The sequence below is a fragment of the Pedobacter nyackensis genome, assembly GCF_032678475.1.
Taxonomy (GTDB): domain Bacteria; phylum Bacteroidota; class Bacteroidia; order Sphingobacteriales; family Sphingobacteriaceae; genus Pedobacter; species Pedobacter nyackensis_A.
Genome location: NZ_JAVTSF010000003.1, coordinates 104,590 through 118,930, shown reverse-complemented (window position 1 = coordinate 118,930; position 14,341 = coordinate 104,590). Strand labels below are relative to the sequence as shown.

Genomic DNA, 14,341 nt, shown 5'->3' with positions numbered 1-14,341 from the left:
ATTTGATGATGAAAAGAAATCTTAAATACATATCAACTTCTATATTATTACTAATAGTTACCTTGACAACTTCGTGTTTAAAAAAGGGATTAGAAGATTATCCTGTGTTCGAGGACAAGGAGATTACTTTGGTTGGTGCAGAATATCGCTTTCCAGGTACTGTAATTAAAAATGGTCAGCCTGTTATTGCCTACCAGCCACTAAGTGTTGCCGTGGTAGGGGGGATTGATAAAACAAATGCGGTAATTAATGTAGCGATTACCGTACCTGCTGCTAATGGTTCGTTCAGCGCTGCTGAGAAAGCAAAAGTAGTGCAAAGTAAATTGTGGTTTTTCGTAAACATTTCTACTGCTGCTACAATTGCCCCGGTAAGTGGAACACCTGCACTTGGTGATCCTACGGATGCGACCAAACCGCTAAAGTACACTGTAACTGCGGCAAATGGAACGAGTAGAGTATGGACAATTAATGTAACGTCTTTCACCAATCTCTAAGGCACATACAAAAAGTTAAACTTGCCGGAGATCAGAATATTTCTTGCAGTATTAATAGTTGTTACTTGGTGATTAGTTAGTAGAGGGTGCAGGTAAGTTTACTGCATCCTCTTTTTCTCGTTTTATATAGAGAGATTAAGATGGGATGATTGGCAATCTATATGATCTTTTTGATGATAAGATTATCCATTAAAATGGTTGTATAGTTCATTGTCTGGGTTTTATAAATGGTTTATATTCCGTTTTTATGTAGATGCTATTCCCGATGTAGATAGATGATGATGCGTAATGTAAAAAAACACACAAATGAATATGTTTAAACTGAAAACCCAATTGGTTGTATTTTGTATGTGCTTTGCATACCTGGCAAATGCCCAGGTTTACGAAATTGATGCCAGAGCGAAGACTGCCCGGAAAGAAAATGCATTACCCTTTAGCGGTAAAAATCCTGCCGGGATTACCTTATCTGCAAACAACAAGTATTTCGAGAAGAATGGCAAGCCATGGTTTCCTGTAATGGGGGAATTGCATTATAACCGGGTTCCTTATCAGGAGTGGGAGCAGGAGATCATTAAAATGAAAAGTGGAGGCCTGTCTATCGTGGCCACCTATGTTTTCTGGAATGAACACGAGACGGCCAAAGGTGTCTGGGATTGGAAAAATAACCGGGACATCAGAAGGTTTGTGGAGCTTTGTGCGCGCCATCATATGTTGGTATGGCTGCGTATCGGGCCATGGAGTCATGGAGAACAGCTAAATGGTGGTTATCCTGACTGGATACAAAAAATGAAAGGACACAGGAGCAATGATCCTGAATACCTTGCCGAGTCAGCTAAACTTTACCGTCAGATCGGCTTGCAAACTAAAAGCTTGTATTTTAAAGATGGAGGACCGATTATAGGTACTCAATTGGAAAATGAATATGCTTCCGGACAACCCGGACATATCGCTAAGCTGAAAGAGATGGCCCTTCAGGCCAACATTACGCCGGTGTATTGGAGCATAACAGCCAACACCGTGTTTGACGACAAGAAGATGGAAGTGATTCCTTTGCAAGGTGCTTATGCGTACCGTGGCTGGGAACGCGCAGGAGGTAAGGCTACCAAAGATTTCCTATATGGCAATGACCAGTGGATTATGAGCGATGCCTTGGGTAAAGTGTATTATGATGTAACTATGTTCCCAAAAGGCATGTGCGAACAGGGAGCAGGTAGTCAGATGACTTTCAATAACCGCTTTGTTGTAGATCCGGGAGTAGCTGAAGCCCATGTGCAAAATCAGGTAGGGAGGGGAATGAACCTTATGGGTTATTACATGTTTCATGGAGGTACACAAACTCCTGGGCTGGAAGAACCGGGATATCCCTATAGCTATGATTTTCAGGCTCCTTTAGATGAATTTGGATTGCTTAGACCTTCTTACAAGTATTTGAAAGTATTACATACTTTTATTAATGATTTTGGCACCGACCTGGCAGAAATGCAAGTATTTGAAGCCGAAAATCCGGTACGCAATGAATTGGACACGGCTAAATTGAGGTATGTTGTGCGTGCGAACAATAACAGCGGATTCCTGTTTCTTGGTAATACGCAAGTGCGTGTGAACATGCCAGATAAAAATGTAAGTGTAAAAGTGAAGCTGGATCAGGAGACGATTACATTTCCATATTTACTGTTGAAGGGGCAAACAATTGCAACTTTACCTTTCAATTTGAAAGTGGGCAAGGCAGTAATCAAATATGTCACCGCACAACCATTGGCCAGGCTTGTAAATGGCAAAAAAACTACCATATTCTTTCAGGAATTGCCGGGTGTAAATCCACAACTTGCCTTTGATGATGCGAGTATCGTAACTAAAAACTTTGAAGGCTGGAAAGTTGAAAAATCTGGGAACAATGTACAGCTGACTGCCGGAAAAAACAAAAACCTTGAAGTTAAAGATAAGGAAGGAAACATCATATCATTGGTATTCCTTAGCCGTAAACAAGCAGAAAATTCCTGGCGTTTAAAATTGAAAGGAGAGGAAGCGCTAGTGGTTTCAGAAGCAGATGTAATGATAGAGGATAACAAACTGACACTTCAGCAAACAGGAAATGATGCCTTTGGTATTCAGGTTTATCCAAGGTCGTTGAATGCCATTAGTGGTCTTAAATCTCAATCCGGAAAGACAGCAGTTTTCGATAGCTATATCGTTAAAACAACACCATACGTTCCTAAAGTAACAATCACCTATCCAGAAAAGCAAAATGCAGTGGTTCAGTTACCAAAAAACTTGCCTTCTAATGTCGCCAGTGTGATTTTGAAAGTTGATTATCTTGGTGGAAGCGCACTATTGTTGCAAAACGGAAAACATATCACAGATAACCTTTATAACGGGGAAACCTGGAACATTGGCCTTCAAAGATTCATGAAAGGAGGAGAGATTACACTTAAACTTCAGGATTGGAACAATAGAACAACAGGTGTTGCTCCGGAACTGGTAAAAGAAATAACTGAAAAAGGCACTATGTTTAAAAAGGTAAATGCCGTACCACAATATCAAACAGTTTTGAATCTAAGTAAATGAAGAGATTTTTAATATATCTGCTTTTAGGGGGCAGTTTGAATTTAAATGCACAAACTATTGAGGTTGCCACATTTGGTGTGGTACCCAATAGTTTTGCTGATGCCACAGAAGGGGTCAAGAAAGCGATTGAAGCGTCAAAAGATCAGGAACGTACGATAATTAATTTTCCAAAGGGGAGGTATGATTTTTGGCCTGATCAGGCAACAGAAGCCAATTATTATATTTCGAACACTTCATCTGAGAAAGAGTTTCCGGTAAAAAAACAAAGAATTGGCCTGTTCTTAAAAGGGTTAAAAAATGTTACAATAGAAGGTAATGGCTCTGAGTTTGTGTTTCATGGAAAAATGATTACCTGGGTGTTGGATAATAGTGAAAATATAAGCATTCAAAATTTGGCGATAAATTACGAGCGACCAGGCATGTCTGAAATGACCATTAAAGAATTAACACCAACCAGTGTTATTGCCAGTATACATCCAGACAGTAAGTTCGCTATTATCAATAATAAATTAGAATGGTATGGAGAAAAGTGGGTTACCAGAAATTATCACGCTATTTTGGTACGACCTGCGGATGGAACTATGTTTTATAGTAAATGGGATCCCTTTTTAACAAGTAAGGCTGAAAAAATTGATCCGAATACTGTAAAGTTTACTGGTGATTTTTCAAAATTCAGGGCCAGGCCAAATGATGTGTTAACAGTTCGGGATACCTATCGTGATTACGTTGGTGCGTTCAACTATAGGTCAAAGAATATCAGACTGCAAAACGTACACATGAATTCAATGCATGGTCTGGGGATTGTTTCTCAGTTTTCAGAGAACCTGACTTACGATAGTGTTTATGTAGAGCCGGAAAAAGGTAGCGGGCGGGTTATTGCTTCCTCGGCAGATGGAATGCATTTCTCTGGATGCAAAGGACAGATTACCATCAGTAACTGTAGGTTTAATGGCATGCATGATGATCCGGTAAACGTACATGGTACACATTTGAGGGTTACAGAAGTTGTATCTGCTACGACCTTGAAGTTGCGCTTCATGCATCATCAGAGTTATGGTTTCGATGCATTTATACCGGGAGATACTGTGGCTTACCTGCATAGTAATTCATTGCAGATTTTTGCACAAGGGGTCATTAAATCAGCAAAACTGATTTCTGAAAGAGAAATGCTGGTTGAAATGCAGAAGCCTTTTTCTGCTGAACTGAAACCTGGAGATGCGCTTGAAAATGTAACCTGGACACCTTCAGTGACAATTAAAAATTCGCGCTTCGAAAGAACCATTTCCCGTGGTACGCTGATCACAACGCGGCGTAAAGTGCTAATAGAAAACAATGTGTATTACAGAACCGGAATGCATGCTATTCTAATTGAGAACGATGCTGAGGGCTGGTATGAATCAGGACCTGTAAATGATGTGACCATCCGTAATAACCAATTTATAGAATGTGGGTTTAATTCCGCTCCGAATAATTACGTGATCAATATTAATCCTCAAAATCATCAGCTGGTACCAGGATACTATGTGCATAAGAATATCCGTATAGAAAATAATACCTTCAAGGTATATGATTATCCGCTGCTTTCGGCACGAAGTACTAAAGGCTTAAGTTTTATCAATAACAAAGTGGAGCAGTCTGACTTTATGCCAAAGGGCAACGCTCGTCCTGCATTTAATTTAATCGCCTGTACTGGCGTGGTTATTAAAGGAAACAAATTTGATATTGAAAAGCCGACTATAAAACTGGATAAAATGGACGGAAAGGATTTTAAATCAGATAGCTTCATAACCCATAAAAAATAAAATATATACTAATGAAAATCAAATGCCTCTTTGCTTTAACAGCCTTTATCCTGATCTCAGGTGAATGTTATTCACAAGAAAATAAAGCGCTAAAATTATGGTATACAAAACCAGCGAACCAGTTCGAGGAGGCTTTGCCTTTAGGTAACGGCCGCTTGGGTACAATGGTGTATGGTGGTGTGATGCAGGAGCGAATTTCTTTAAATGAAGCTACCTTATGGTCTGGCAAGCCTGTTGATGCTGCGAAGATAAATCCTGAGGCCAAAAACTATCTGGCCCCCATCAGGGAGGCGCTGTTTGCTGAAAATTATAAAAAAGCAGATAGTTTACAACGGTTTATGCAAGGCCCCTTTTCGGAAGCATATATGCCATTGGGTTATTTGTTTTTTAATTTCAACCATAAAGGGGAGGTTACCGGTTATAAAAGAGAACTGGATATACAAAATGCGATCTCTACGGTTAATTATCAGCTGGATGGCACGACTTATACCCGTGAAACTTTTATATCGCAGCCCGATCAGGTAGTGGTATTCAGGTTAACTGCAAAAGGTAAAAACAAGCTTAATTTTTCTGCCAGTTTCAATAGTAAATTAATTGCAAAAAGCAGGGGCAAAAATAATGTGCTGACGATGAAAGGCTGGGCCCCGACCCATACAGAGCCCAATTATAGAGGAAATATTCCGAATGCAGTAGTAAACGACACGCTACATGCAATGCGGTTTACTTCGGTATTGAGGGTGCTGAAAACGGATGGTAAGCAGGCTACATCAGATACTTCCCTCGTTATTAGTAATGCAACGGAAGCAGTATTGGTGCTTTCTATGGCGACCAGCTTTAATGGCTTTGATAAGGATCCGGCTTTAGAAGGTAAAGATGAAAATGCAGTAGCAAACGGTTATTTTAAAAATGTGCTGAACAAGGGATATCAAAAATTGAAGGAGGCACATGTAAAGGATTTTAGAAAATACTTTGACAGGGTTTCCATTCAATTGGGAGATACTGAAAACGAAAAACTTTCAACTATAGACCGGCTCAATCGCTACGCAACGGGAAAGACGGATAACAGCCTGATTGCTTTGTTTTATCAGTATAGCAGGTATTTATTGATCAGTTCGTCGAGATCCGGTGGTCTTCCAGCCAATTTACAAGGATTATGGAATGAAGCTGTGAGACCGCCATGGAGCAGTAATTATACCACAAATATCAATGCTGAAATGAACTATTGGGGTGCGGAAACAGGAAATCTGAGTGAAATGCATAAGCCGCTGTTTAAGTTTATAGAGCGTCTGGCCAAAACGGGTACCCTCACCGCTAAAAACTATTATAATTCAAATGGCTGGGTTTGTCACCACAATAGTGATATCTGGGCAATGACAAATCCTGTGGGCGACTCAGGAAAGGGAGACCCTTGTTGGGCAAACTGGGCAATGGGAGGAGTGTGGATGTCAACCCATTTATGGGAGCACTATGCTTTTAATCCTGATAAAGTTTATCTTAAGAATCAGGCATACCCACTGATGAAAGGCGCGGTTCAGTTCTGTCTTGATTTTCTTACTCCTGATAAGAAAGGAAACCTGGTTACTGCACCTTCCACCTCTCCTGAAAATGTGTACATTACTGATAAGGGATACCGCGGGGAGACTGTTTATGGAGGTACAGCTGACCTTAGTATGATAAGAGAACTATTTACGGATTATCTTAAATCGGCAGCTGTTTTGGGCGTAGACCCTGATTTCCAGAAAAAGGTAAAAGAGGCACTGGAAAAATTATATCCTTATCAGGTAGGTAAAGAGGGTAACCTGCAGGAATGGTATCACGATTGGAAAGATCAGGATCCTCGTCACAGACACTTGTCGCACTTGTTTGGCGCGTACCCTGGTACCAGTATCACCAGTACAGCTAACCCAGCACTTTCCGACGCTGTAAGGAGGTCGCTGGAGATCAGGACAAACGATGGAACAGGTTGGGCAATCACCTGGCGTATTAATCTATGGGCAAGGATGCAAAATGGCGAAAGAGCCTATGATGCTGTGAAAAAGCTCATGCGTTTTGTAGGAAATGATGCAACGATAAAAATGGGCGGCGGTGGCGTTTATGCCAATTTGTTTGGTGCTCACCCTCCTTTTCAGATCGATGGTAATTTTGGTGGTGGCGCTGGTATCGCTGAAATGTTGTTGCAAAGTCATCAGGGATATATTGAACTTTTGCCAGCATTGCCGGTTGAATGGCCTGATGGTGAGATTAAAGGTATGGTTGCTCGTGGAGGTTTTGTGGTAGATATGGCCTGGAAGGGTGGTAAACTGACAACTGCAAAAATATATGCCAGGAATGGAGGAGTTTGTAAAGTAAAATATAAGGATAGCATAAAGTCGATAGAAACAAGTCCGATGAAAAACTATGATGTAAAATTCTAAAGCTTTAGTGAAAATCCTGATCTGAGCTTTGGAATGATATGTATTTGACATCTGTTTTGTTCTGATTATTCTAATATTAGAATATATTTGCTTTATGTCGTCACACCATATCATCAGAGAAAAGCAAGAACCAGCACTTTATATTCACGAATTAGGTGCTTTCAGCGAAGAATATTTAGGTCAGCTGTTAGAGTGGAGCCCAACATTGATCGTTAATGATACTGAGTACGAAAAAGTAATTAGTATGGGCTTAAAGGTGGATGCTGTTGTAAACTCATCCGGACTGCAGAACTTTCAGGAGAATACTAAAGAAATTGAGGTAAAAACCGAAGCGCTGGATGCTGTTCTTGACTTCCTGATTGCCGAGCAATACCAGGCTGTGAATGTAATTGATACTAAAAGTAATTTAAGAGAGCTGGGGAGTTACATTGCCGAAATTAATATTGTTGTCTTTACGGCAACTGAAAAAGCTTATGGCATAAAATCAGGCTTTAAGGTGTGGAAGCCTAAAGGCAGTGTTTTTAAAATTGAGGTGATGTCATATTTTGAAACCAGCAATCTTAAGCAGGAGGAGAATGGTGATTTTGTGGTGTTGAATGATGGTTTTGTTGAGTTTAGTTTTACAACGGAGTATTTATTTATCAGTGAAGTATTATGATTTTGTTGAGGAAAGGGAAGGAAGAGGACATACCAAGCATTCAGAATATTGCCAATAAAACCTGGCCCGAAGCGTATAGCAGCATCATTAGTGAGGAGCAGATCACCTATATGCTCAAAAAGATGTACAATAGAGGCGAGCTGTTGTCTCAGCTTGAACAAGGATATGCTTTTCTGATGGCTGAGCAGGATGGCAAAGACCTTGGTTTTGCCGTTTTCTCTAATGTCGATCCTGCTAATCATATTTTTAAACTGCACAAGTTATATGTGCTGCCTGAAACGCATGGACAGGGTGTAGGTAAGTTACTGATCAACGAAGTTGTAAATCTGGTAAGGAGAGCGGGGGGCGTATCGCTCGAGCTAAATGTGAACCGCGATAATAAGGCTACTGCTTTTTATGAAAGAGCGGGGTTTACCATAAAAGAAACCGTTGACCTTGATATTGGCAACGGTTTCCTGATGAATGATTATGTAATGCAGAAGGCGCTTTAGTCGTGCGCTTCAACCAATCTTGGTATTCTGGTTGGTGTATCTGTACCTTTTATAATACTGATTGCACTTTTTGCAATGGCTTTAATAGTCGCCAGTATATTCTCCGTATCTAAAGTACTGTATTCGTCTTTTACGGTATGATAGAATTTATCAATATCAATCTGATCAGTACTAATGGTGTGTGCCGGGACGCCTAATGCAGCAAGGGTGGCATTATCACTTCTATAAAACAGGTTCTGACGGATATAAGGATCCGGGTGAAAAGTGAATTCTGTTCCTTTCAGGTTCTTCTGCAATATTTTGCCAAAGTCAGACTTATCGAAACCAGTTATGAATGCTGCATTTTTTCCAAATTTGCTTTCTTTTCCGATCATTTCAATGTTAAACATCGCCACCACATCATCCGGGTTTAATTTTTTTGAAAAGTGCCTGGAGCCAAAACCTCCTGATTCTTCAGCGGTAAAAGCAACAAAAATCAGTGTACGCTCATTGTTGTTTAGTGCTTTGTAATATTTAGCCAGGGCAATCATTGCGGTAATGCCCGATGCATCATCATCAGCGCCGTTGGCTATACTGTCTTGCTCATCTCCTTTTATAATCCCCAGGTGGTCGTAGTGACCAGAAAATACCACCAGCTCTTTGGTTTTAGATTTACCTGGAATCATACCTGCAACATTAAACAAGGGCTTCCCTTCTCTTTCAAATGTTTGTCTGAACCCGGTTTCGCCTTCCAGTGGTATTAATCCAATAGATTTAAATTCCGATTCAATAAAAGTGGCGGCCCTGTCAATTCCTGCAGTATAGATAGCCCGGCCTTCCATTTCATCGCTGCTTAGCGTTTTGATCAGGTGGTCTACATATTCCCTGCTGATGATTTTGTTGATGTTCTGTGCCCATGCAAATTGTGTAAACAATAGGGCTATTAAGGTGTAAAGGGTTTTCTTCATTGTTCTTTCAGTTTGTTTATTCTTTTTTCTATTTCGGTGCTTATCCGGGTATCATGTACCCCATCAATTACAGTAATTTCAAAGTCTTTATCTTTATCTGACTCGTATATCTGGGCCGTTTCAATATTATCTATAGATCTGTCGTACGGTCCTCTGCTGCTCATCAATTTTACGAAAACTGGGAGACATTCAAAGAATATAAATAATAAACCGATAAAAGCTACCGCCAGGGCAGTGCTGGTATCCCGGCTACCATCCTTGTTAAAGTTAAGTTGTCCAAGTGCCCAATTGCGGTCGGCAAAGCCGGCAATACTGGTCAGGCTGTCCAATTGTTTTCCAGTATAAAGTTTCTCCGTCATAAGGCCATCAAACTGTTTTCTGTCATCAATGAATTTTTCGAGGTTCCGCACATCAGCTGTTAAAGTATCCAGGTCTTTTTCCCTTTGTTTTAATTCAGCTTCCTTTCTTTTTGCATAAGGTCCGTAGCCCATTACACCCGAGGTTTCGGTGGTTTTATTTCCGAAAATTTCAAAGTTCAGTTTCTGGCGATCTGCTTTGATTGCACTAGCCATAGAGTCTCTCTGTGCTTTCGCGTCATTCAGCTTACCCATTTCTATGAGGTATTTGTTCCCGAAAGCAGCGTTAAGGGTATCAATTTTTGAGCGTTGATTATTTAGGTAACTTACTTTAAGGCGTTCTTTGATTTCCTTGTCAAATATTTTAAGTTCTAAAGGCCTTGAAATGACAATTCCGATCATAATGGCCAGCAAGATCCTGGGCGTGGCCTGTAAAATTTGTTTAGCGGTGCTGGCGCTTTTGTTGATGCTGGATACGATATATCTATCCATATTAAAGATGGCGAGGCCCCAGATGATGCCGAATAACAAAGCGAATATTACGGCCCCTGTGTCCCCCTTAAAAACAAAGTACATGGCATAGCCACCGGATAATGCTGCGAACAATCCTGTAAAGAATATAGTTGCACCAATACCTATGTATTTATTGTGTTCTGTAGGGTGTTTTTCCAGGGTTGAAATATGCGCCCCGGAGCAGAACCAGAAAAAACGGGATATAGCATTCATGATGTAAAAAATCAAAGTTAATAAAGACTAACTATTAAACGCACAGGCCACTTAGTTGTTACAGAATTTTAGTAGTTAGCTAAGCGTCTCGTCATGCTGAATTTATTTCAGCATCCCTCAAGAGAAAGATTATATCGTTATATTCACTTAATGGAACGAGGAGGCTGCATATATATCTTAACCAATAAAAGCCATACCGTTTTGTATACTGGACTAACTTCTGATCTGTACTTTAGAATTAAAGAACATAAGGATAAGTACTATCCTGATTCGTTTACAGCAAAGTACAATTGTAGTATATTACTTTATTATGAACAGTTCAGCACTATTGAAGAGGCAATAGCTAAAGAAAAACAAATCAAAAATTGGAAAAGAGCCTGGAAGGTAAACATAATTAACAGTATAAATCCTATGTGGATTGACTTATTTGATAGCATTGAACCATAGCCATGCAAGTGCGAGATGCTGACCACGAAGTAGCTGCGAAGCAAAATAAATTCAGCATGACGGCAGCCTAAAAAATTGCCCTAACCGCTTTTTTGTATCTTTTAAGATACAAGAGTCTTAGGATGACATTCGATTTAATTATCTTTGAAAAAATCGAATGACATGATAAAAGAAATAACCGTTCAGGAGCTGAAAGAAAAAATCGACAATAATGAAGATTTTCAACTGATTGATGTTAGGGAAACGTTTGAATACGAGACTTCAAACCTTAATGGCTTGAACATCCCTTTAGGAGGTATTTTAATTGAGGCAGACCAGGTTGCGCAAGACAAGCCGGTAATAATTCATTGCAGAAGCGGTAAAAGAAGTGCTGCAGCAGTGATGCAATTAGAGCACCAGTTGGGTTTAACCAATTTATATAACTTAAAAGGCGGTATCCTGGCATGGCAGGAGGCATTTGATCCAAATATGCCAGTTTATTAAACATGATAAAGAAGATCGCAATAAACGTTTTTTATAACCTGGGCATTATTCTTTCCATTATTGGAATGGTGTGGGCTTATAACAACGCAAAGTATTTAGTTCTCCCCCTGTTTCTGGTTACCGGAGCTTTTTTTATTTACTTAAAAATACAGTTGGCAAAAGAAGTCCGCGCTAGTCTTAAAAACAGGAAGTAGACGAAGACAATCAGGATGTAAATAAGGAAGGGTTTATCCCTTCCAATCCTAAACCCGGCAGCCCGTCGTTTAGCTGTATTTTCCCCTCAATCATTTCGGGCGCTTTAAAAGGGTTGTTTTTCGTGAGCCATGGCCCATCAAGATCAGCCCAATCGCACAATGGTGCCAAAGCCATGCCTGCCAGTGTAGCGCAGGAGGTTTCGCTCATGCAGCCAATCAATACCCTCATTCCCAAAGTTCTTGCTTTCAGGATCATCTGATGTGCTTCGTACATGCCTCCACTTTTCATTAGCTTAATGTTAATGCCGTGGTAAGCACCCTTTAAACCATCTAAATCGGTTAAACGTTGCGCGGCTTCATCTGCTAAAATCGGTATAGGACTGCGGCCGGTAAGCCAGGCGTTACCATCCAGATCGGCTTTGTCCATAGGCTGTTCTATCAGTTGTACACCCTGGTCGTGTAGCCAGTAAATCATTTCAATGGCCTGTTTTCTGTTTGTCCAGCCCTGGTTGGCATCAACGTACAAAGGTAAATCGCTCACTGTTCTTATGGTGTTGATCAGTTCTTTGTCGTTATCTCTCCCAAGTTTAATTTTTAATACCTTAAAGCCATTTGCAGTGGCAACTTTTTCTTTAATCACCTCTGGACTGTCAATTCCGATGGTATATGAGGTAAGTGGCATTTTTAAAGGATCAGCACCATAAATTTCATAGCAGGCTTTATTTAATAATTTGCCGTTGATGTCATTCAGCGCAATATCTATAGCTGCTTTTATGGCCGGTTGACCCTTATCAATGCTATCCAGATAAACGATGATCTCCTCAAAGTTAAAAGGAAAGGTAAAGCGGTTCCAGTCTATCTTTTTTAGAAATGCAGTAGCCGTTTCTACACTTTCTCCCATGTAAGGCACCATTGAAGCTTCACCGTAACCGTCGACCTGCTCAATGCACTCATCGTTATTTGTGCTCGCTGGATTCTTATAAGTTAGCCTGATGAGCATAACCGGAGTACTTGTCCGGGAGAACTTTGCGATGGAGAAAGGATGTTTCAGTTCAAGATTATATGCGGTATAGGCAATGTTCATAGTGCAACAATGGTAATATAAAAGTTAAAAAAAGTGAGCAAGGGCGAATGTAAAAATAATATACCTAATATTGTGCCCAGTATGAATAGCACGATATACCAGCCCTTTAAAAACTTTGATTTTAAGTACAGAAACTGCTTTTTAAGCGGAGACCTGTTTAAGTCGCCGATTGAGGAAATTAATATATTACCTGCCTGGCTGCTTGAAGTGGCAAATTTTAGTGGCGAGGAGCAGATTAAATTGCTTGATGAAAGTGTAAGGTCGTATAATACACTAAAAGTGCCTTGCAGTACTGAAGTGCTAACCAAGTTTGTGCAGCCCTTGGAAGGTAAAATTGCTGCGGCTTTTGCCCAGGGCTATGAAGGGGTATCTAAGCTGGAGGAAGTTGATCTGTTTAAATGGATAGGCAAGTTTATATACAGTCTGATTTATATAGAGATGAATGCTGCGGTTCGTTTGCAGCAATTGAGTGATGATGGCGTAAATATGTCGCAGGGCCTGATGCATAAGTTTGGCAACCTGAATACCATGATCCAGAGCATATACCGTGAAGTCGTATTTGAAGATTTTACACCATGGTCTATTGTTGTGGTTCCATTGGAAGACAAGGATACTGCGTTCAGTTTCAGGGACGAGATCAATACACTAACTTTCTCTTTAAAACTCAAAGATTTTGGGATTATTGCTTGTCTGCAGGATAATGGTACCAATAAAAAATACCACCAGGAACTGCTTGATCAGATTGGGAGTTCGGCTTTATCGGCGCCTCAGTTTGAAGAGCTTTGCGCCCGTTTCTTTTACTCTGCCTATTTGTTTAACCGCCTGCCGGAATATGCGATTATGCCAGTTGAAGGTGCAATTTATATTGATGCAATGCCGCTAAGGGGAACATTGAACAAATCGTTGTTCGACCACTGGCAGCATAAAACCTATGCACAGGTGTTACAGGATTTCTGGAAGCCTTGGGGACATACCTTGTTCGAAATTATTAAAGATCCGACAAGGCCCATGAGCTATTTTGAACCAGCTTCCTTGCCCGAAACCCATTAACTGACCTTAGCCAATATCTGGTTCAGGAAACCGGGAATGGTACCGGGAACCAATAGAACGGTTAAGATTAAGCCCGATAGTGCACCGAAAAAGTGTGCGTCGTGGTTAATGTTATCTCCCGCTTGTTTAGCCGCATAAACGCAGTACACCAGGTATAAAGGACCAAATACAATAGCCCAGATAGGAATAGGAATTGGCATGATATACATGGTGGAGAAAGGGAAAAATAAGATGCAGCTAAATAAAACCGCGCTAATTGCTCCCGAAGCTCCTAAGCTGTTGTACCACATGTCATCCTTATGCTTAATTACTGAAGGAATATCACTGGCAATAAGACTCACAAAATAAATGATTCCAAAATTTAACGAGCCAATATATCTTTCCAGTGCAAAGCCAAAGGAGAAAAATGTGATCATGTTAAATATCAGGTGCATCCAGTCGGCATGAATAAATCCGCTGGTAATTAAGGTGTACAGCTTGTCCCTGCGCGATACACTGTAAGGGTGCAGCATAAACTTGCCATACAATGCATGGTCATTAAAAGCATATATGCTGGTGGCAATTGTTAATATGAAGATGATAGAGGCAACCGGGGTATTGATTAGGTATTCCATGGGTAATGATTTCAGT

Annotated in this window: 14 protein-coding genes; 10 read left to right on the top strand and 4 right to left on the bottom strand. The window is 40.4% G+C overall.

The genetic code is table 11. The features are described from left to right. Positions 1-5 precede the first annotated feature (5 nt). The 6 genes from R2Q84_RS11480 to R2Q84_RS11455 all read left to right on the top strand — a co-directional run bounded on the left by R2Q84_RS11480 (position 6) and on the right by R2Q84_RS11455 (position 8,424). Entirely contained in the window at positions 6-494 is a 489-nt protein-coding gene (locus R2Q84_RS11480) for a DUF5018-related domain-containing protein (protein WP_316816684.1), read from the top strand. 306 nt (positions 495-800) lie between these two features. After that, entirely contained in the window at positions 801-3,059 is a 2,259-nt protein-coding gene (locus R2Q84_RS11475; RefSeq protein ID WP_316816683.1) for a beta-galactosidase, read from the top strand. Then, the gene (locus tag R2Q84_RS11470) at positions 3,056-4,861 is read left to right on the top strand and encodes a right-handed parallel beta-helix repeat-containing protein (RefSeq protein WP_316816682.1); all 1,806 of its coding nucleotides are present in this window, start codon (positions 3,056-3,058) and stop codon (positions 4,859-4,861) included. Before R2Q84_RS11475 ends, R2Q84_RS11470 begins: the two co-directional genes overlap by 4 nt. Positions 4,862-4,872: 11 nt before the next feature. Further along, complete coding sequence (locus tag R2Q84_RS11465; RefSeq protein WP_316816681.1) at positions 4,873-7,275, top strand: glycoside hydrolase family 95 protein; 2,403 nt, start codon at positions 4,873-4,875, stop codon at positions 7,273-7,275. A gap of 94 nt (positions 7,276-7,369) precedes the next feature. Continuing rightward, the gene (locus R2Q84_RS11460; RefSeq protein ID WP_316816680.1) at positions 7,370-7,933 is read left to right on the top strand and encodes a thiamine pyrophosphokinase; all 564 of its coding nucleotides are present in this window, start codon (positions 7,370-7,372) and stop codon (positions 7,931-7,933) included. After that, positions 7,930-8,424, top strand: coding sequence for a GNAT family N-acetyltransferase (locus R2Q84_RS11455; RefSeq protein ID WP_316816679.1), 495 nt, complete (start codon positions 7,930-7,932; stop codon positions 8,422-8,424). The genes R2Q84_RS11460 and R2Q84_RS11455 overlap by 4 nt, the downstream gene beginning before the upstream one ends. Here R2Q84_RS11455 and R2Q84_RS11450 read toward each other — a convergent pair. Both R2Q84_RS11450 and R2Q84_RS11445 read right to left on the bottom strand, forming a co-directional pair. Next, the gene (locus R2Q84_RS11450) at positions 8,421-9,371 is read right to left on the bottom strand and encodes a M20/M25/M40 family metallo-hydrolase (protein ID WP_316816678.1); all 951 of its coding nucleotides are present in this window, start codon (positions 9,369-9,371) and stop codon (positions 8,421-8,423) included. The two genes, R2Q84_RS11455 and R2Q84_RS11450, sit on opposite strands and share 4 nt — an antisense overlap. Further along, complete coding sequence (locus R2Q84_RS11445) at positions 9,368-10,453, bottom strand: DUF4407 domain-containing protein (protein ID WP_316816677.1); 1,086 nt, start codon at positions 10,451-10,453, stop codon at positions 9,368-9,370. The genes R2Q84_RS11450 and R2Q84_RS11445 overlap by 4 nt, the downstream gene beginning before the upstream one ends. A gap of 93 nt (positions 10,454-10,546) precedes the next feature. Here R2Q84_RS11445 and R2Q84_RS11440 point away from each other — a divergent pair, with 93 nt between their 5' ends. The 3 genes from R2Q84_RS11440 to R2Q84_RS11430 all read left to right on the top strand — a co-directional run bounded on the left by R2Q84_RS11440 (position 10,547) and on the right by R2Q84_RS11430 (position 11,577). After that, a complete protein-coding gene (locus tag R2Q84_RS11440) occupies positions 10,547-10,900 on the top strand; it encodes a GIY-YIG nuclease family protein (RefSeq protein ID WP_316816676.1) in 354 nt (117 codons plus the stop codon). Between the two features lie 165 nt (positions 10,901-11,065). After that, on the top strand, positions 11,066-11,383 hold the full coding sequence (locus R2Q84_RS11435; protein ID WP_316817176.1) for a rhodanese-like domain-containing protein: 318 nt from the start codon (positions 11,066-11,068) through the stop codon (positions 11,381-11,383). Between the two features lie 2 nt (positions 11,384-11,385). Next, positions 11,386-11,577, top strand: a complete 192-nt coding sequence (locus R2Q84_RS11430; RefSeq protein ID WP_316816675.1) for a DUF6358 family protein — start codon at positions 11,386-11,388, stop codon at positions 11,575-11,577. 10 nt (positions 11,578-11,587) lie between these two features. On the opposite strand, the gene R2Q84_RS11425 is transcribed toward R2Q84_RS11430, so the two are convergent. Next, positions 11,588-12,661, bottom strand: coding sequence for a dipeptide epimerase (locus R2Q84_RS11425; protein ID WP_316816674.1), 1,074 nt, complete (start codon positions 12,659-12,661; stop codon positions 11,588-11,590). Between the two features lie 81 nt (positions 12,662-12,742). Here R2Q84_RS11425 and R2Q84_RS11420 point away from each other — a divergent pair, with 81 nt between their 5' ends. After that, positions 12,743-13,711: a hypothetical protein gene (locus R2Q84_RS11420; RefSeq protein ID WP_316816673.1), complete on the top strand. Its 969-nt coding sequence runs from the start codon at positions 12,743-12,745 to the stop codon at positions 13,709-13,711. On the opposite strand, the gene R2Q84_RS11415 is transcribed toward R2Q84_RS11420, so the two are convergent. After that, a complete protein-coding gene (locus R2Q84_RS11415) occupies positions 13,708-14,325 on the bottom strand; it encodes a rhomboid family intramembrane serine protease (RefSeq protein ID WP_316816672.1) in 618 nt (205 codons plus the stop codon). The two genes, R2Q84_RS11420 and R2Q84_RS11415, sit on opposite strands and share 4 nt — an antisense overlap. Positions 14,326-14,341: the final 16 nt, after the last annotated feature.